At 43.8% G+C, this 18,603-nt stretch carries 14 protein-coding genes, 4 tRNA genes and 2 rRNA genes (1 of these 20 only partly in view); 2 read left to right on the top strand and 18 right to left on the bottom strand.

Annotated features, from left to right (window positions below; all coding sequences use genetic code 11):
* Positions 1–91: 91 nt before the first annotated feature.
* Both ACXACS_RS04535 and ACXACS_RS04530 read right to left on the bottom strand, forming a co-directional pair.
* The gene (locus ACXACS_RS04535) at positions 92–820 is read right to left on the bottom strand and encodes an Lcl C-terminal domain-containing protein (protein ID WP_474804556.1); all 729 of its coding nucleotides are present in this window, start codon (positions 818–820) and stop codon (positions 92–94) included.
* A 10-nt stretch (positions 821–830) separates the two neighbouring features.
* Positions 831–2,330 (bottom strand): ethylbenzene dehydrogenase-related protein, encoded by a 1,500-nt coding sequence (locus ACXACS_RS04530; RefSeq protein ID WP_474804554.1) that lies wholly within the window; start codon positions 2,328–2,330, stop codon positions 831–833.
* 143 nt (positions 2,331–2,473) lie between these two features.
* Between ACXACS_RS04530 and ACXACS_RS04525 the strand changes: the two genes are divergently transcribed.
* Both ACXACS_RS04525 and ACXACS_RS04520 read left to right on the top strand, forming a co-directional pair.
* Positions 2,474–4,711: a DNRLRE domain-containing protein gene (locus ACXACS_RS04525; RefSeq protein WP_474804551.1), complete on the top strand. Its 2,238-nt coding sequence runs from the start codon at positions 2,474–2,476 to the stop codon at positions 4,709–4,711.
* 87 nt (positions 4,712–4,798) lie between these two features.
* Positions 4,799–6,442, top strand: a complete 1,644-nt coding sequence (locus ACXACS_RS04520) for an alkaline phosphatase D family protein (protein WP_474804549.1) — start codon at positions 4,799–4,801, stop codon at positions 6,440–6,442.
* A 52-nt stretch (positions 6,443–6,494) separates the two neighbouring features.
* Here the strand turns inward: ACXACS_RS04520 and ACXACS_RS04515 are convergent, their stop codons facing one another.
* From ACXACS_RS04515 to ACXACS_RS04440, 16 genes are all read right to left on the bottom strand, one after another.
* Entirely contained in the window at positions 6,495–7,109 is a 615-nt protein-coding gene (locus tag ACXACS_RS04515; RefSeq protein ID WP_474804546.1) for an ankyrin repeat domain-containing protein, read from the bottom strand.
* 162 nt (positions 7,110–7,271) lie between these two features.
* The gene (locus ACXACS_RS04510; RefSeq protein ID WP_474804543.1) at positions 7,272–8,888 is read right to left on the bottom strand and encodes a catalase; all 1,617 of its coding nucleotides are present in this window, start codon (positions 8,886–8,888) and stop codon (positions 7,272–7,274) included.
* Complete coding sequence (locus tag ACXACS_RS04505) at positions 8,885–9,061, bottom strand: hypothetical protein (RefSeq protein WP_474804540.1); 177 nt, start codon at positions 9,059–9,061, stop codon at positions 8,885–8,887. Before ACXACS_RS04505 ends, ACXACS_RS04510 begins: the two co-directional genes overlap by 4 nt.
* Positions 9,062–9,326: 265 nt before the next feature.
* Positions 9,327–10,679 (bottom strand): alkaline phosphatase PhoX, encoded by a 1,353-nt coding sequence (locus ACXACS_RS04500; protein ID WP_474804537.1) that lies wholly within the window; start codon positions 10,677–10,679, stop codon positions 9,327–9,329.
* 293 nt (positions 10,680–10,972) lie between these two features.
* Entirely contained in the window at positions 10,973–12,157 is a 1,185-nt protein-coding gene (gene tuf / locus ACXACS_RS04495; protein ID WP_012519826.1) for an elongation factor Tu, read from the bottom strand.
* 67 nt (positions 12,158–12,224) lie between these two features.
* Positions 12,225–12,300, bottom strand: a tRNA-Thr gene (locus tag ACXACS_RS04490).
* Between the two features lie 7 nt (positions 12,301–12,307).
* Positions 12,308–12,382, bottom strand: a tRNA-Gly gene (locus tag ACXACS_RS04485).
* 33 nt (positions 12,383–12,415) lie between these two features.
* A tRNA-Tyr gene (locus ACXACS_RS04480) sits at positions 12,416–12,500 on the bottom strand.
* 7 nt (positions 12,501–12,507) lie between these two features.
* A tRNA-Thr gene (locus ACXACS_RS04475) sits at positions 12,508–12,583 on the bottom strand.
* A 109-nt stretch (positions 12,584–12,692) separates the two neighbouring features.
* Entirely contained in the window at positions 12,693–13,451 is a 759-nt protein-coding gene (locus tag ACXACS_RS04470; protein ID WP_474804534.1) for a type III pantothenate kinase, read from the bottom strand.
* A gap of 136 nt (positions 13,452–13,587) precedes the next feature.
* Positions 13,588–14,574 carry a bifunctional biotin--[acetyl-CoA-carboxylase] ligase/biotin operon repressor BirA gene (birA, locus tag ACXACS_RS04465; protein ID WP_179984680.1) on the bottom strand — a complete coding sequence of 329 codons (987 nt, stop codon included), beginning with the start codon at positions 14,572–14,574 and terminating at the stop codon, positions 13,588–13,590.
* Positions 14,571–15,611, bottom strand: coding sequence for a UDP-N-acetylmuramate dehydrogenase (murB, locus tag ACXACS_RS04460; RefSeq protein ID WP_474804531.1), 1,041 nt, complete (start codon positions 15,609–15,611; stop codon positions 14,571–14,573). The genes birA and murB overlap by 4 nt, the downstream gene beginning before the upstream one ends.
* Before the next feature lie 166 nt (positions 15,612–15,777).
* Positions 15,778–16,206 (bottom strand): DUF4174 domain-containing protein, encoded by a 429-nt coding sequence (locus tag ACXACS_RS04455; protein ID WP_474804528.1) that lies wholly within the window; start codon positions 16,204–16,206, stop codon positions 15,778–15,780.
* A gap of 61 nt (positions 16,207–16,267) precedes the next feature.
* A complete protein-coding gene (locus ACXACS_RS04450) occupies positions 16,268–17,191 on the bottom strand; it encodes a class I SAM-dependent methyltransferase (protein WP_474804525.1) in 924 nt (307 codons plus the stop codon).
* A 284-nt stretch (positions 17,192–17,475) separates the two neighbouring features.
* Positions 17,476–17,591, bottom strand: a 5S ribosomal RNA gene (gene rrf, locus ACXACS_RS04445).
* Positions 17,592–17,727: 136 nt separating this feature from the next.
* Positions 17,728–18,603, bottom strand: a 23S ribosomal RNA gene (locus tag ACXACS_RS04440); it runs 2,000 nt beyond the window's last position.

The following is an 18,603-nucleotide window of genomic DNA, read 5'->3' as shown; positions in this document are numbered from 1 at the left end:
AAATCTACCTTTACGAAAATGTAGGCTCAGTATCAAACCAACTGATCGAAGTGCAAATAGGGATTTCCCCCTACATAGTGCCAATGGCTAATTAATTGTGAGAATATGCAATGCTTTGCTTTCTACCTAAGAACGCACTTTGATTAGGCGAAAGGGGTAGCGCTTTTTTGTCCGCCACAAGCATGACATGAGCAGCATTTCTAAAAGGTAGAACTCGACTTTTTCCATGTTTGAAGTTGACCGCAACCGCTCCGTCTTTTAAATGCGTAAGCGCTTGAGTATCAATACTGTTGCTTTGTGTTTGCGTCCAATAATCACCTTTTTGGATATTTGGGAAAAATGCGCTTTGTATAAAAGGGCCATTAGATTTAGTTGGAGTTTGAACTAAGGCAACCAACTCTTCTGCATTGGGCAGGCGCCAGTTAGATAAGTTACATATTTTTCGTTTAATTGCTTGCTGCTGAATATGCCTTGTATCGCACCCCGGCTTGTTGAAATAACAGCTCCCTCGCTCTTTCACTCCTTTATGCTGTTCTTCGTCGAACCAACTGTAGCTCCAATAACTGTCAAAAGGCGACTCGTCATCTCTTCCCACCAGCCAGGCAACTTCGAGCTTTCTGTCGTAAACACAGTGCCAAGGGCCTTGTTCGTTTGAAATGGCATGCCCATGTGAGTTCAATTTTACAAATCGATACTCATCTATTTCTTTAGCAGCAAACATACTAGGTACGCTATTAAAAAATTGATAAAGCACGCTTAACTGCGTGCTAACAACGACAATCGCGCAAAGGACTAAAAGCTTTTTTACAAATAAAAGCATAGTATTACCCTTACAATTCATAGCTAAGCCGCAAAGGCCTAACATGTCGGGTATGAGCAATTTGAGCGTGATCAAATGCGCTTACCCACAGACAAATTCCATCAGTTAAATTGATGTCTGTCTTTTCTGAAGCTTGCTTCTTTCGCACAATTTCAAGGTTCCAGTAACCGTTTGCATACCTTCCATAAGCACGCACGTCGGCCCGTCCCCCTTCAAGCTGATTAGAACGGTACAAAACGGAGTTGATCAAACTGCCTACTGGTAAATCATCCCGTTTGGGAGAATAAGCTTTGTAGTCAAACCAGCTAGCATAACCTTGAGATTCAAATGAAGGAGCGTTAGGAAGGCGTTTCGGGGTAACATTTTCGCTGCTGTACCATTTCCAGTTTAAGACATAGCTTCCCCCCATATCGCTGTCTTGCTGATAGCCAGCCGTGTACCTTTTTTCGCCTATAATAGGCGCTACGGGCCTGCCAATGTAACTATCGTCGACCAAGTACATCGCATTCGTTCTTACCGCTTTCCACTGCCACAAATCGACGACACCGTCGGATGTAAAGTGATAGCCCTTTTTATGTTTATTAGCAGGTAATTCAGAACGAGGCTGACTACCTAAATGGGCGGTAGCAGCTGCTGCTATATTGCAACTTTGAGAAAACAGTAGCGCAAGTTTATCTTCGTAAAACTCCTTCTCATCGAACTGCTCAAAACCATGACTTTTTACTTGCCAACCGTCATCGGTTTTTACCAAAGGAAGGTGAAGTAAACTTTCCGTAGGATCTTGCCAGCGAATAAAGAAATAAGTTTCAGTCTTATTGTGTAGCGTTTTAAGCGTAACGTCCGACGTCCCTTCATAAAAATTGGCACCAGCAAAAGTTTTTACTGTAACGCCAGGCGCCTTTTGCCAAGCACTCTCATTGGCTTTTCCATCAATTTTGATAAACACATCGTCGGCAACCACTTTAGATCGCAGAGTTGTAGGCGTAGATAATGTGAGCAAGTACAAACTACACGTTACCAATGCAGCCGCCCCTAAATAAAAATAGCCTCGCTTGAAAGTGAAAGGTTCGAAAATAATGTGGAGAAGGTAAGTTACCGGCTTTTGAAAGTAGTATCGCAAGGGGTGTAGCGCAATAAAAATAAGTAATCCTACCGCACTATAATAATGGATAAAGCGCACCACTAAGTGTGTGAGTTCAAAAAAGAATTGTGCCCCACCACTTACTACCGATACGCAAATAAGTGCAGAGCCTATTTGGTTAAATGTTTTTGGTACGGCCTTTTCTTTTCGTTGATTTAGCAGTGCGAAAAGCATTACCGGCATCATCAAAAGCAATAACAGCCCTGAAATCACGTGCCAAATATGCACAAGCCCTTCAGGTAACAGCCAATCAAAATAAAGCCAAAAGTCTCGATGCTGTGACGCAATACGAAAGCCGCTTAACAACTGGGTGAGCACGCAACAGCCTACTACAAGATGGCTAAATAAAAACAGTTTTTTGCGAGTCATTTTCGTACACAAATTTGCCGAATACTTATGCTGCACAATTATGAATTTTTTATGACTCCCCCATCAATAGGGTGTTACCCCCATATCTCATCGCCTCATTTTTTTATCCAATACGCACCAAACAAAACTAAGGTAACAGTCATATGATTATGCGTAGTTATAGAACGATTCTGGCACTGCTTTTATTGAGTTATGCGGGCACGGTAGTATCAGCTACTCATTTATACCGGTTAGCATGGGATAGCGACCCCGCACACGAGGCGATAGTAGGTTTTTCACCTAAGGGGGTTAGCCTTTCACCTTATGTTCTTTATGGAACGTCAACCGATGAAGACCAATGGCAACGGGTAGAAATTAGTCACAAAGCCAGTTTCTTTAGCCTTGAATCTTACTTTGTGCGGCTTACCCGTCTGCCTGCCGACAGTACGATTTACTTCAAGGTATGTGACTTTGATGGTTGTGATACTCCAATGTGGTTTAAAACTGCATCAACTGAACCTACCCCGTTTACAGCTATTGCAGGAGGCGACACACGCACGGGCTGGACGACGCGGCAGGAAGGCAACAAGCTAGTAGCGAAGATTCGCCCCTTGTTTGTTATGCACGGCGGTGACTTCACCAATGGCAATACCCCAATTGAAATGGCGGGTTTTCTTGATGACTGGCAGCTAACTTTTTCAAATGATGTGATAAACGGCAAAGCGTTTAAGCGAATTTATCCCATCATTCCCACTCACGGTAATCATGAAGACACCAACTATGCCACCTTATGTCAGGTGTTCGGTGTCGACTTTGTACGAGACAATTTTTGTGATGAACAAGACACCTACGGCGCGTTAACCGTTAATGCGTTGGCTAGGGTTTATACGCTCAACAGTCAGTACCAAGAAAGTGGATGGCAAGTGTATGCAACCCAGATGAATGATTGGCTTGCGTCAGACTTGCAGTTGAGCCAGCAAGCGCCCTTTTGGCGACTAGCCCAATACCACAAGCCCATCTTCCCTCATTTCGATGGAAAGTCATCGAATAAAGGCTTATTCCTGTGGTGGGCAGCGCTGTTTTACCAACACAATATGAACCTTGTCGTTGAGTCAGATACCCACATTAACAAATTGACCTATCCTATGGCGCCAGAGCAAAACGACATCGCCTTTCGTCGTTCAGACGAAGGCGGCACCGTTTATGTGGGTGAAGGCAGCTGGGGCGCTCCGGCCCGTTCTGCTAATCAGTCTTACCCTTGGACAATTGACCTTGCCAGTATTCAACAGTTTAAAGTGTTGAGCATTACTTCTAGTGAAATACAAGTGCGTACCGCTGAATTTGATGAAGAAGCCAGCACTCTTTCGATGGAGGAAAGAGAAAGGAACCCGTTAGCCTTGCCTGAAAATATTAAATGGTGGGTAGCCAATGACGTAGGCGCTGTTTTCACTCTAACTCAGAACGGCAAAGGTTTAACAACCTACTTACCGCCAAATCAAGAAAATCGACGGGCTTATACGCTTACTGCAAAGCACGATAGTTTTATCTCTAGTGCAAAACCTACGATGAACTACAATGCTTACCCTAGCGGTATGATGGTGGTTAATAACCATATTCAGTATGGTGAAACAAAAGCTCTGATGAGCTTTGATGCAAGTGACATAGCAAAATGTGCCACTCTCGATAGCGCTACCTTGTCTTTTCAATCTAACCCAAGCGAAACGAGTGCCGCTACCGGGTTAGCTAGCGAACTATTTCCCGTGTATCCGAACCCCACAGCACTTGGCATATCAACTGTTACGCCTAGCTTCAATGAAAACACTGTGAACTGGCATAGTGGGCACTCACTCTTTTCAAGCAGTACTTTTGCAAATGTTAACGTCATTGATGCAGGTAATAATATAACCCTTCCTTTAGACGAATCTACTATTCGAACACTGCAGCAGCAGTTTATAGAACACGGTGCGTTTGGGCTTGGAATTTCAACGAACCATCCTCTACAGCAACGCTTTATCGACGCTAGCGAAAACACCAAAGCACCTGTTTTACACGTGGCCTTTTCAGCTACCGAAGATTGCTTTTCAACGCCTAACAACCTTTTAACGCCGCCGCAGAACCTAACAAACTTGCACGCAAGAACGGGAGTTTTTGAAACCTATATTGTTGATGCTATTGAGCACGACAGAACCCTTTCCATTTATTTAGAGCGCGGTTTTGGCGATGCTGATTTGTATGTACAAATTGGCCAAAACGTCAGTTTTCGTAACTATGTATGCCGCTCTAATGGGGTGGACAATACGGAAAGCTGCATCATAGACGTACCGCGTGGAAGCGCCGTTTCTATTGGTATTCATGCTCGCTCTCAATACCAGGGGCTGAGTTTACGAATTACAGATAAATAACTCCGTATATAGGCAATTAAGGTGTGGCTAGCGCTGTAGCTGTATTCGGCTGAAGCGCGCTCCCCTATTGAGAGAGAAGGTTAAACAATGAAAAACGCGATAAATTATTCCCGTCGACAATTTTTTAAAACGGCGGGGTTATCCGCTTCAATTTTAGGCTTTAGGGCTTCAGCCGCGCCTTTTGAAGCGCTGAATACGTCTTTTAAGCTTGATAACAACTACTATTTCCAACATGGAATTGCCAGTGGTGATCCGCTCCCTAACGCTGTAGTCCTATGGACTCGCATCAGTCATATTGCAACTGAAACACTAGTCACACTGCATGTTGCTTTGGACAGTTCGATGAAAAACAGTGTGCTGAAAGAACAGTTAAGCACGTCTGAAAGTCGAGACTATACCGTAAAAGTTGATGTCCAAAACCTTTCGTCGGATACCACCTACTTTTATCAATTTGAAGTCAACGGCTACAGAAGCCGCATAGGCACTACGAAAACGGCACCTGTCACGACAGGCCATGCCCGCTTTGCGGTTGTAAGTTGTTCAAACTACCCAGAGGGCTTTTTCAATGTCTACCACGCCATTACGAACAAGAATGCCGTTGGGGAGATTGATGCCGTCCTTCACTTAGGCGACTACTTATATGAATACGCCGAAGATGAATATGGCGATGGTTCTCGGTTAGGCAGAGCGCCACTGCCTGACAAAGAAATTACCAGCTTAAGTGACTATCGGACCCGACACGCCCAATACAAAACTGATCCTGATTTAGCTTTACTGCATGCCGCCTACCCCTTTATCACGGTGTGGGATGATCATGAAATTACGAACGATGCTCATCGCACTGGCGCTGAAAACCATAACGAGGGCGAAGGCAACTACCAACTACGCAAATCGTACGCAATTCAGGCCTATTATGAATGGATGCCTATTCGCGAAGGCAGTATCTACAGGCATTTTGAGTGGGGCTCGCTCCTTGATTTATATATGCTTGATACACGCATTGAAGGGCGCGACCCGCAGGTCGATTCACCTGTTTCAGCAGAACGCTACGATACCAACCGTACACTTCTTGGCGATACCCAAGAACGCTGGTTACTAGATAAGCTCACTACATCTACGTCTACATGGCGCTTTTTAGGGCAACAAGTGATGTTTGGTCAATTCAAAGGACTGAACGCGCCAAACCTAGAGGCCGCCGGAATTCCTGTTACCAAAGATATTCTTGCGCTCAACATGGACCAATGGGATGGCTATCCTGAAGCTAGGCAACGAATTCTGGACGCCATCAAAGCCTATAGAATAGAGAATACGGTTATATTAACAGGTGATATCCACACGTCTTGGGGAATGGAGGTTTTTGAAGACAGCACTAACGGTTACACCTACAACGCTCGTGTTCGCCTTGGTGAACAGCCCTTAGCAGTGGAGTTTGTGACGCCGTCGGTAACATCGCCGGGATTAAGCGACCCTGTTGCAGACCCGCTAGCCACATTGATACCGACAATGAACCCACATATGAAATACGTAGAGCTTAAATCTCACGGCTTTATGATTGTTGATGTTACCCATCAAAAAGTAACCTGTGATTGGTGGTACGTAGATACTATTGATAGTGCTGCATATAAAGCTTATTTGGCAAAAAGTTTGTATACCACCAATGGAAGCCAGCGATTAACTGAACGCAAAGACCTAGGTGTATCCTTTGACTATACGCACACCCCTTTTAAATAAGTTCAGTGGCTGACAGCGGCCAAATCTTAGGGCGATTTAAAAGCGTTGAAGATTAATCAACGCTTTTACTTAGTATTTTCGCTAACTCGTAGTTGCCTTGCGAAAGAGCGATATCGGCAACCGAATTGCCCGCTTTATCCATATGAGCTGGGTTAGCCCCTTTATCGATAAGCGTATTGATAATTTCTTGCCTGTCGAACAGGCTTGCGAACATTAACGCGGTTTGGCCTTGTGCATTTTCTTCGTCAATATCGCAATCGGCAAACACGAGCTGTTTGGCCACGCTTACATGCCCTTTAAAGATGGCCCCCATTAACGCAGTATTGCCGCGATTGTCTTCTTGACATGGGTTAGCGTATGCATTGCTGATAAGGAAGTCTACCGTTTCAGTGTGGCCGTGATAGGCAGCAAGAATAAGCGCGGTATAGCCTTTCTCATCCGCTACGTTAACATCTAGACCAGCTTGATAAAATGCAGCTAGCATGACGCTATCGCCTTCTCGCGCCGCATCAAAATAGCGTGCTTTTAAGGCTTCCATATTAGGCGTAGTTGCACTTTGTTGAGTATTAGCTTGAGTGGTTGTGTCAATTGCCGCATTAGTATAAAAACTGGTCAAGGTGGCAACGACGAACAGTGCTGCCGTAAGTGTTTGCTTCCAAAAAGACATTGTGCCCCCTTACTGGTAAATTAAATTTGGTTACTACTAAACTGTTTTGGCAAAGCAGTTTTAGCAAAGCAGTTTTAGCAAAGCAGTTAGATAAACATTGTTAAAGGAAAATGGGAGTTACTCAACACTGTGATATAACTCCCAACGTTATTGCTACTTAGCTTATTGCATAAGTGCCGTTAGGCTTTCTGCAACTTGCTTTGCTTTTGCAGCGCGTGCTGCCTGTTGCTCCATCAAGTCTTTTGCAGTTTGGCGAACTTTCGACATTGGCGCTTTAGCTAGTTTAGCTACGCCCTTACCGTAGTTCTTATCTGCGTTGTACATATAAGCACTAATGATTACGCGAATCTCTTCTTCAGGTACCGATGCTAACGCTCCGCCTAAGTTACTAATTAGGTGCGCTTGACCTTCTTTAGTCAGGTTTCTGAAAAACTCACCCGCTTGCTTAAAGTTTTGTTCTTTATAGAACGGAATTTGTTGTGTCATACCTGCAAGCGGCTTGCTTGAATAACGAAACGCTGGATCTTCGTTAAGATCAAGACGACGGCTTGGTTGATAGTTCACATCGCGATTAGAGCTAGTTGTACGAAGCTGACCGTGTTGCTCGTGGTTATTGATAACCGCATTTTTCGGCGCGTTAATAGGAATGCGGTACGCATTAACACCTAAACGATAGCGCTGCGTATCAGCATACGAGAACAAACGACCTTGAAGCATTCTGTCTTCTGATGGCTCAATACCTGGAATTAAGTTGCTTGGTGCAAATGCCGCTTGCTCAGTTTCTTCAAAGAAGTTGTCTGGTACACGGTTAAGCACTAGGCGACCAATTTTCTTAGCAGGAACCAAAGATTCAGGCCAAATTTTAGTCGTATCAAGTGGATTAAACTCGAAATCATCTAACTGTTCTGGCTCTAACTCTTGAAGATACAGATCCCAAGATGCTGTTTCACCTTTTTCACCGATACGGGTATACACATCAGTGGTATGAGGCTGGAAGTCCATACCTTGAACTTTCATTGCTTCTTCAGCAGAGAAGTTCTTAATAGGTTGATTCGCTTTCCAGGTAAACTTCACGTACTTGTAATTACCTTCGTCATCAACAAATTTGAAAGCGTGAACACCTGAGCCGTCCATATTTAAATAGCTTGCTGGTGTACCGTAATCAGAGAAAAGCATGGTTAATGTATGCGTTGACTCTGGCACGTGAGAGAAAAAGTCAAAAATGCGCTTCGCATCTTGCTTGTTCGTTACCGGCGACGGTTTAAATGCGTGAACCATATCAGGGAATTTAATTGCATCGCGAATAAAGAATACCGGGAAGTTGTTGCCGACTAGATCCCAGTTTCCTTGTTCGGTGTAAAACTTCACCGCAAAACCACGTGGGTCACGCAGCGTCTCTGGCGATAAATGTCCGTGAACTACTGATGAAAAACGAACAAATACTTCAGTCTTTTTACCTTCGCCTTGAAATGGTGCGGCAATGGTCTCGTCAGATAGGTCGACATAGTTTTCATAGTAACCGTGAATACCAACACCACGGGCGTGAACTACGCGCTCTGGAATACGCTCACGGTCAAATGCCGCTAACTTTTCAATAAGGTGAGAGTCTTGTAGCAATACTGGACCCCATGGCCCTGCGGTTTGCGAGTTTTGGTTATCGCCTACCGGTGCGCCATTTTGGCGAGTTAGTGTATCTGCGCTTACACCTAAAGTAAGCATACTGGCAGCAACGCCGCCTAATACAAATTTAGTTAAGGTTGATTTCATTGAGGTTCTCACAGCTGTACTCCTACATGAAGGTTGGTACGAGGTTTAGGGGCTTTAACTTCTACACAAACTTGGTCGCCGTAATAGTTATCAGCGTAGTTGCATTGCGTTTGAATTTGTTGATTCGTTGTGGAGGAAACACGGTGGCTATTTGCCGTTGTTAGCTTTTTTAATAGTGCGCTCATTTCGCTCTCCTTGTTAAGTTGAGAGCATTATCATTAATTGAGTAAAACTATTAAAACGAGATAATATGATTCAAACAATCAGACAAACCGATTGTAAATATGCTGGCTAATCGCAATTTTTTATGAACGAGAGTGATGGCTATTGCCGTGGGGAAGTGAAGGTTATCTGTCTTTTTAGGCTAGTAAGTATAGTAGGGCTAAGTGTTTGAGAAGAAATGTGGCAGCGTTTTTGTCAAAACGCCGCGCATGAAATCATTTAATAAACTTAGGCGTTAAGCCACGGACCGGTAATGGCCAACGTTTTGGTTGGTGAGTAAATATTGACGAAAAGCGTATTGCCATCAGGCGAGAAACACGCACCTGCTAGTTCTGTTTGCGCATGTAATTTGGCAAAGTTGTACACTTCTCCGCTTGGCGTAACACCACGCAAATGGTTATCCACTATGTCAGTGTACTGATCTTCGCACACCAATAAGTGTCCGTTCGGGCACACAGTTAGATTATCGCCAAAGTTGTACAGGTTCTTGTCTTCACTTTCCAAAAACAGCTGAAGCTTGTCTTGTTTACCATCTGCAGAGGGAACAAGCTTCATTACCTGACCTAGCTGCTTTTGCCCGCCATTGGTACAGCAGAAATAAAGCTCATCTTCGCCCCAGTGTATGCCTTCACCCCGAGCAAATAGCGCAGCACCTTTATCATACCCTTGCACACGTAAATCATCATTAGGGCTTTCTGGGTTATCTAAAGCTACCCACTCAACGTCAAACCATGTAGCTACAGGCATAGCATTGCCATTCCAGTTACGTGTATCGAACTGAGGGTTATTTTTAACGACTAATGCTTCTAATTGGCCGCCAGCTGCCAAGTTACCGTACTCATTGGGTACAAAGCGATAAAGCAAGCTGTCGCCTCTATCTTCGGTTAGATAGACAATACCAGTTTTGGGGTCGACACAAGCTGCTTCGTGGTTGAAACGCCCCATGTCTTTAAGAGGTTTAGCTTCAATCAGTGAGTCGGCGTTTGCAGGTACTTCAAAAATGTAGCCGTGATCTTTGTTTACTACATCGCCGTTAGGGCCATGAGGACGGTCTACCGATTCTTCACAGGTTAACCACGTGCCCCAGGGCGTAATGCCGCCGGAACAATTTCTTACGGTGCCAGTCAGGCTAATAAACTCTTTTTCAACCTTTTGCGTGGCAAGGTTATACACCATGGTTGTGGTACCGCCGGGTATAGCAATGCCATTAGCGTAACTATCATAAGCTAAGTCGCTGGTATGCGCTTGAATAGACTTAGGCTGAGCACTTAAATGTTTAGGGTGTAGTTCATGATTGCGTATTAGCGCCAGTTTATTGCTACTACCATCTATAGGTAGACACCCCATTCCATCCGCCCTATCAGGTACATGCATACCGTCAGACATCGCATTGCCAAAACTAGAAATAACTTTATAGCTAAAGCCTTTGGGTAAATCGAGCAGCTTTTGAGGGTCGTCTACGAGCGCGCCATAGCCTTCACTAATTGGCATTGATGCCAAGTTCATTTTCTTACCAAAAGCACTGGTAGCTAGTCCACCAAATGCCAAAGAGCCTACTAAAAACTGGCGTCGTGTAATCATGAAAATCTCGTTAAACAATAAAGCCGGGCATGATAGCCATTAATTGTTATTGTATAACAACAAAGGGATGAAAATTCCACTTCTTATCTTCGTGCTTATCTTATATCGATAGAAGGGAGTGAGTATATACCCGCTGTAACCCGACCTGCAGGGGTGTGGTGTCGAAGCTCTTTTGTAAAAGAAGGGATGGGTTTACAGCGTGTTTCAGCGGGCACAACAATCACGAACTAAATCGCAGGCATAAAAAAAGCGCACCTAAGTGCGCTTTTTTGGCTTGTGTTGCTAAGTCTAGATTAGTCTAGGATCTTAGATACGACACCAGCACCTACTGTACGACCACCTTCACGGATTGCGAAACGAAGACCTTCTTCCATCGCAATCGGAGCAATTAGCTCAACTTTAAATTTAAGGTTGTCACCAGGCATTACCATTTCTACGCCTTCTGGAAGCTCTACAGCACCAGTTACGTCAGTTGTACGGAAGTAGAACTGTGGACGGTAGCCTTTGAAGAATGGAGTATGACGGCCACCTTCATCTTTAGACAGTACGTATACTTCTGCTTCGAAGTTAACGTGTGGAGTGATTGAACCAGGCTTAGCTAGTACTTGACCACGTTCAACTTCATCACGCTTAGTACCACGTAGAAGAACACCAACGTTCTCACCTGCACGGCCTTCGTCAAGAAGCTTACGGAACATCTCAACACCAGTACAAGTAGTCTTAGTAGTGTCTTTGATACCTACGATTTCTACTTCTTCACCAACCTTGATGATACCTTGCTCAACACGACCTGTTACAACAGTACCACGGCCTGAGATTGAGAATACGTCTTCGATTGGAAGGATGAACGGCTTGTCGATTGCACGCTCTGGCTCTGGGATGTATGAATCAAGCGCTTCACCAAGCTCAATGATTTTCTTTTCCCACTCTGCGTCGCCTTCAAGCGCTTTAAGAGCTGAACCTTGGATAACTGGTAGGTCATCACCTGGGAATTCGTATTCGTTAAGAAGTTCACGAACTTCCATTTCTACTAGCTCTAGAAGCTCTTCATCATCAACCATGTCACACTTGTTCATGAATACGATGATGTAAGGAATACCAACCTGACGACCAAGTAGGATGTGCTCACGAGTCTGAGGCATAGGGCCATCAGTCGCAGCTACTACTAGGATACCACCGTCCATCTGAGCAGCACCAGTGATCATGTTTTTAACGTAATCAGCGTGTCCTGGGCAGTCTACGTGTGCGTAGTGACGAGTAGGAGTGTCATATTCTACGTGTGAAGTAGAAATGGTGATACCACGAGCTTTCTCTTCAGGCGCGTTATCGATTTGATCGAAAGCCTGAGCAGAACCGCCGTAAGTTTTAGAAAGAACTGTAGTGATAGCTGCAGTTAGGGTAGTTTTACCGTGGTCAACGTGGCCGATTGTACCCACGTTTACGTGGGGTTTCGTACGTTCAAACTTTTCTTTTGCCATTTCTATTATCCCAGCAAAGTTACATTAAAAAATTTAGAAATTTTACATGAGCTGGGGAGAAATAAACTGGTGCTGATAGGCAGATTTGAACTGCCGACCTCACCCTTACCAAGGGTGCGCTCTACCAACTGAGCTATATCAGCACTGATTTGGAGCGGGCAGCGGGAATCGAACCCGCATCATCAGCTTGGAAGGCTGAGGTAATAGCCATTATACGATGCCCGCAATCCTAATTCTCTGGCCACCTCATAGAGAAAGTGGTGGAGGGGGCAGGATTCGAACCTGCGAAGGCTGAGCCGGCAGATTTACAGTCTGCTCCCGTTGACCGCTTGGGTACCCCTCCAGATTGATGGTGCCGACTGCCGGAATCGAACTGGCGACCTACTGATTACAAGTCAGTTGCTCTACCAACTGAGCTAAGTCGGCACTACATCAAGTGGGTGCGCATTCTAGAGTATTGTTTAACTCTGTGCAAGTGTCTTTTTGAAAATTTTTCAATTTTCTTTTTTGACCAATTTTTCAACTAATCAAAAACTTACGTCGATGTTCCCTTTAGAAGTTCACTTCGAGCGTAGCGGGCAAGACCCTGCATCACCAAATGAGCGAGGCGCATGTTATCAGCAGATTTTAAGAATGCAAACACTTTTTTGTCTCCACCCCCTAAAATTATATCAAAATCGGTTTGTTTGCTTGATATGTAATCAATCGCGCTCAAATAAACACCATATAGTGCCGCATGACACCCTGATGCTACACAATCTTCTGTATCGGTCCCTACCCCAAAGGTGGTCGGAATTTCATCATTTGCGTACACTTTTTTAGTAGAAGCTACCAATGCATTACGCATAACTTGAAAACCAGGCACGATCCAACCGCCTAAATGTTGACCACCTACAACAAAATCAACCGTAATTGCCGTACCCACATCCATAACAAAAAATGCTTTTTTTGATTTTTCTGCAGCACAGACCATGGCAAGCCATCTATCAACGCCCATTTTTTGAACATTCGTGTAACTATTTTTTATGCCGAAGGCTTCTTTCTCTGTTTGTTTTTCTACAAAAATAATATTTCGCTCGTTACACATGGCGGATATTTCATCAACCAGCTCCTGATTTCTCACAGAAGCTATATATAAATGGGAAATTTTTTTGTGAGAATCGATAAAAGAGAAAAGAGAATTGGCATCTTCACATGCATTAGGCTCTTCTTCTGCATGACAAAGCAGTGAATATTTTATTCGGGTGTTACCGATATCCACTAATATGACGTGGTTTTCTTCAATGTTGTTCATATTTTAGGTTTCAGTCGCAATGTAATGCGTAAAACGAACGGAAAGAGTTCTATCTAAAAATCACAAAGATGAACTACGAAGTACTTTTATAATAAAAATGGCCAAAATTTTCGTAGCTCAGTTATAAAATAAAGCGTTAATTGCCTCTAAGGCTAACTTCACCACCGTGGAATCGGGTAATGCCATCTTGGGTTTCAACAAGAAGTGCGCCGCTGGCGTCCACTCCCCTGTCAATTCCGGAAAAACGCTTCTCGCCCATCTGCAAAACAATGCGTTTATCTGCGTATAAGTCGAGCGCTTCCCAATATGCTGTGAATGGCCCGAAGCCTTGTTGAGTAAATTTGGGCAAATAAAACCACAGAGATTTGATTATTTCTGCCGCTAATGCATTTCTATCGGGGATAGTGCCTAAATAAGACGCAAGATCGCTATGAGGCTGACCAACATCATATTGATTATCGGGAACACAAACATTTAAACCTATGCCGATAACACTATGCGCCGTTGCACCTATCTGCCCTTCTACCTCAATAAGTACACCCGCAAGTTTTTTACCCTGCAGATAAATATCGTTTGGCCATTTAAGTTCAGCGTCTTCGACACCAAATTCCTTAAGCGCATCGCAAACAGCTAGACCTACTAATAAAGAAAGACCAGCCATACTCTGATAACCATCAGGAAAAGACCAATACATGGAAAAAGTTAAGCTGCCACCAACAGGAGCTAACCACGAACGACCGTGTCGCCCTCGCCCATCGGTTTGAATTTCAGCAAAAACAACATCGCCATTTTCAAGATCTTCTCGTTTGCTCGCAATACGCTTTTTCATTTCTGTATTGGTGGAAGGTAAAACCGACTCCACATCAATAACCGCTCGTTTTGTATTGCCTAAATGACGTTTAATGCTGTCAGCGCTTAACAATGGAAAACCTCGTTCTAATCGGTAGCCTTTACCTTTTACTTTAAATACATCTAGACCCCAATCGGCAAGTTGGGAAATATGACCCGCTACTGCGGTACGTGAAAGTCCAACTTGCTGAGCAATGGTTTCACCTGAATGGAACTGACCGTCAGACAACAAAGCGAGTATATGTTTTCTTATAGCTTTTGATGCTTGTCTCATAGCGAAATAAGTCCTTTGTTTCCTAATAAGCGTACTTCGGGTTCGAGCTGTACGCCAAATTTATCCTGTACGCTTGCTATGATATTTTTCGCCATGGTAATTACATCGTTTCCGGTGGCGCCACCTAAGTTAGTAAGTACCAATGGCTGTGTAGGGTGGCAACGTACTTTGTTTAACGTTTTGCCTTTAAAACCTGCTTGGTCAATTAACCAAGCAGCGGGTATTTTTATTTGTTCTTGTTCGTTTCCAGTATTTGATGAACCAGCATTTTCGCTTACAACAAAATGCGGTACCGAGTCATATTCTTGCGCTATCGCTTCGTAGACTGCTTTTGAGACAACGGGATTCTTGAAAAAGCTACCTGCATTACCTAATTCACTGGGATCTGGCAGTTTGCTTTTTCTAATTTCAATTACCTTACTATACACCTTTTCTGGTGTCGGCTCGGTAAGTGCGGCTAATTCTCCATAACTTGTTTTAAGTTCGTATTGCTTAGGTAACTTAAAGTTTACATGGGTGATAAGTACTTTGTTGGCTAAGGCATGTTTAAACACACTGTCTCTATAACCGAACTGACAGTCTGCATTACTTAGTAATACTTGTTCGCCGGTTTCAAGAAATACACATTCCACCTTATCGATTAACGAATTTACTTCTACACCATAGGCTCCAATATTCTGAATAGGACAAGCCCCTACCGAACCAGGTATTAACGCTAAATTTTCAAACCCATACCACCTCTCTTTCATACAGAGAGTTACAAAGTCGTGCCAGTTTTCCCCAGCTCCTACTCGTAAATAGTGGTGACTTTCAGTATCGAAGTGACTAATGCCTTTTATTTCGTTTACCAGAATCGTACCGTCAAAATCGTCGGTAAAAATCGAGTTGCTTCCACCACCTAAAATATAAATAGCTTTGTTTGTTTCATTCTTATAGGTATTAAAGATAGATTGAAATGAGGCTACATCGGTAAACGACTGGATGGAATCACACGACGCTGAAAGGCCGAATGTGCTGTAAGGTTGTAGTGAGGGCATAGAATTTTACGAACTGCGAACAATCCGCTAATGGTAGGGTAACGACGCGTTAAATAAAAGCGCAAACATGCAAATAACTCAGCTGCTTTGCTGTAAGTTTTTTACTCCTAAAGATATTTATAGCGCTACCACGCTATTCGGAGTAGCGTTTCTCTAAAAGTCGTACTTAGTAACGCCTTAGTTCTGTTTTTCTCATAGGCATTTTATCAATCGTGCTATAGATAAGCTTACTATCAAAGGTGTCATATTTAGCTTTAATTGTACTATCTAGCCCTATGAGCGTTACTTTATTTTCCGGTTTTAGCTTACCAAGAAAGACATGACACTTAGGGTAACCAAAAACAACAACAGGTTGTTGCTCTACTATACCTATCACAACGAGCTTCCTCTCAGTAAGGGCAACCTTTTCATATTCAGCGAATGCATAAAGATCGTCCAGCTCGCTCTTGCTTTGCACTTTGTAGACTAATACCCTGCTTTTCCAAGCAAGCTCCCCAAGAGTAATTTCACAATGGTTCTTAGCGCTATTTGCAAATGTAAAGGTGGAGTAGAACCCCGTGAGCAGTATAAAAATAATAAAGTAGATAATCTTCATACTTATATCTACTAGTGAACTACCGATTTAGCACAAAATGTTGGGTCAGAGTACATTTCCCTTAAGACGGCAAAATTAAATTCGCTTGTATCGACATTCCAAGAAGCTCGTTCTCTTGGCGTAATGGTGTTTGACTTACATCGGTAAAACCTAATTCAGACATAGACATTAATAGACTGTCTATTCGATCACTGTCTAATGCAACTAAAAGTAAATTATCTAGTCGTTTAGCAAGTGTTTTCATTTCGCTGCGGAAGTTTTTGAGTTTGTTCTTTCGTGATTTGAAGTCAATTGGCGAAGAAGACATTGTATTTTTAAGCAGATCTGGAAACCCAGTTCCATATAAGCCGAATTTGTTAGAATGGGATAACTGTTGAATTTGCGTATTCAACGAATGACGGTACTTTTCAGCATTAGGGTTATTTTTACCAATCTTGTGAATAGAATTGACCAACATGGATAACAGGTCGAAAGGGCCGTCCTTTACCATAACTTCATCTACGGCCTGGCGAATTAACGCATTGGGCTTAACAATTGCCGAATCTTTATGATGTATTACAAAGCAAACCTTCCCGCCTAATTTCAGAGTGCGTGATAGTTCTTCTAAGACTTTACCCATATCTGTATATTCAAAGCCAAATTGTGAAATAGCAATATCTATAGTATGGCTTTCTAACGGCAGGGTTTCTGCTCGCGTACTCTGGTAGAAGCGTACCCTCTCTTGCATCAAGTGCTTAGGAATACTCAGTTTAGCGGCATCTACACCTATATAGTTGGGTTGGGTGTACTTGAACTTGTTTAGCGCTAAGTCCGTTAGCGCTCCGTTACCGCAACCTATATCTAATATATTGCAATGTGAGTGATTGTACTCACGAAGAAATTCTTCCCAAAACGAAGCAATTTCTCCCGAATAGTTATCTTTACTGGATTGCGCAAAAGAACTTAGATGACCTACTTTCCAATAGTCAGACCAATAATCACTCATGTGGTACCCGCCCTTTTACTTCTAATTTAAAAATATTGAACTCGCCGAGCAGTCGAGTATAGACAGGCTAAAGCACAGCTTAAAAGCATTTTAAATAAATTTTTATTAATTAATGAACGTATTCCGTTATAGAAACAGCGTATTGGCGAGGAAAGATTGAGAATAGTTTAAACAATGGGGTTTTGCTGGGGGAGGAATGGGGTCAGAGTCGTGACTCTGACCCCATTATTTTCTCTGGTGCAGAAAGCAAAAAACCCGCCGTTAGGCGGGTTTTTCTTAATGGGACCTGGCAGTGTCCTACTCTCACATGGGGAAACCCCACACTACCATCGGCGCTAATACGTTTCACTTCTGAGTTCGGAATGGATTCAGGTGGTACCGTATCGCTATGGCTGCCAGGAAAAAACTGGTAACAATTTGGGAAAGATAATATCAATTCAATCAGTGAGTAACTGCTTTTCACTCTACTTGCGGCTCGTGTTTCAGAGCTTAGCTTGTCTACAACACTCAAAAGCCTAAAGCTTTTTGGGCGTTGTATGGTTAAGCCTCTCGGGCAATTAGTACAGGTTAGCTTAACGCCTTACAACGCTTCCACACCCTGCCTATCAACGTCATCGTCTATAACAACCCTTCCAGAACTTAAAGTTCAGGGATGACTCATCTTTGGGCCGGCTTCCCGCTTAGATGCTTTCAGCGGTTATCCGTTCCGAACATAGCTACCGGGCAATGCGATTGGCATCACAACCCGAACACCAGCGGTTCGTCCACTCCGGTCCTCTCGTACTAGGAGCAGCTCCCATCAATCATCCAACGCCCACACCAGATAGGGACCGAACTGTCTCACGACGTTCTAAACCCAGCTCGCGTACCACTTTAAATGGCGAACAGCCATACCCTTGGGACCGACTTCAGCCCCAGGATGTGATGAGCCGACATCGAGGTGCCAAACACCGCCGTCGATATGAACTCTTGGGCGGTATCAGCCTGTTATCCCCGGAGTACCTTTTATCCGTTGAGCGATGGCCCTTCCATACAGAACCACCGGATCACTATGACCTACTTTCGTACCTGCTCGACGTGTCTGTCTCGCAGTTAAGCTAGCTTATGCCATTGCACTAACCTCACGATGTCCGACCGTGATTAGCTAACCTTCGTGCTCCTCCGTTACTATTTGGGAGGAGACCGCCCCAGTCAAACTACCCACCAGACACTGTCCACAACCCCGATAAGGGGCCAATGTTAGAACATCAAACATACAAGGGTGGTATTTCAAGGACGGCTCCACACAATCTAGCGACTGTGCTTCAAAGCCTCCCACCTATCCTACACATGTAGGTTCAATGTTCAGTGCCAAGCTGTAGTAAAGGTTCACGGGGTCTTTCCGTCTAGGTGCGGGTACACAGCATCTTCAC

The sequence above is a fragment of the Alteromonas sp. AWM4_230 genome, from assembly GCF_056158305.1.
The sequence above is the reverse complement of the archived record's forward strand: the minus strand, read 5'-3'. Positions and strand labels throughout refer to the sequence as shown.

Bases quoted from the DNA above. Each gene is read 5' to 3' on its own strand.
- ACXACS_RS04535 (WP_474804556.1), bottom strand. From the start codon at position 820: ATGCTTTTATTTGTAAAAAAGCTTTTAGTCCTTTGCGCGATTGTCGTT.
- ACXACS_RS04530 (WP_474804554.1), bottom strand. From the start codon at position 2,330: ATGACTCGCAAAAAACTGTTTTTATTTAGCCATCTTGTAGTAGGCTGT.
- ACXACS_RS04525 (WP_474804551.1), top strand. From the start codon at position 2,474: ATGATTATGCGTAGTTATAGAACGATTCTGGCACTGCTTTTATTGAGT.
- ACXACS_RS04520 (WP_474804549.1), top strand. From the start codon at position 4,799: ATGAAAAACGCGATAAATTATTCCCGTCGACAATTTTTTAAAACGGCG.
- ACXACS_RS04515 (WP_474804546.1), bottom strand. From the start codon at position 7,109: ATGTCTTTTTGGAAGCAAACACTTACGGCAGCACTGTTCGTCGTTGCC.
- ACXACS_RS04505 (WP_474804540.1), bottom strand. From the start codon at position 9,061: ATGAGCGCACTATTAAAAAAGCTAACAACGGCAAATAGCCACCGTGTT.
- ACXACS_RS04500 (WP_474804537.1), bottom strand. From the start codon at position 10,679: ATGATTACACGACGCCAGTTTTTAGTAGGCTCTTTGGCATTTGGTGGA.
- tuf (WP_012519826.1), bottom strand. From the start codon at position 12,157: ATGGCAAAAGAAAAGTTTGAACGTACGAAACCCCACGTAAACGTGGGT.
- ACXACS_RS04470 (WP_474804534.1), bottom strand. From the start codon at position 13,451: ATGAACAACATTGAAGAAAACCACGTCATATTAGTGGATATCGGTAAC.
- birA (WP_179984680.1), bottom strand. From the start codon at position 14,574: ATGAGACAAGCATCAAAAGCTATAAGAAAACATATACTCGCTTTGTTG.
- murB (WP_474804531.1), bottom strand. From the start codon at position 15,611: ATGCCCTCACTACAACCTTACAGCACATTCGGCCTTTCAGCGTCGTGT.
- ACXACS_RS04455 (WP_474804528.1), bottom strand. From the start codon at position 16,206: ATGAAGATTATCTACTTTATTATTTTTATACTGCTCACGGGGTTCTAC.
- ACXACS_RS04450 (WP_474804525.1), bottom strand. From the start codon at position 17,191: ATGAGTGATTATTGGTCTGACTATTGGAAAGTAGGTCATCTAAGTTCT.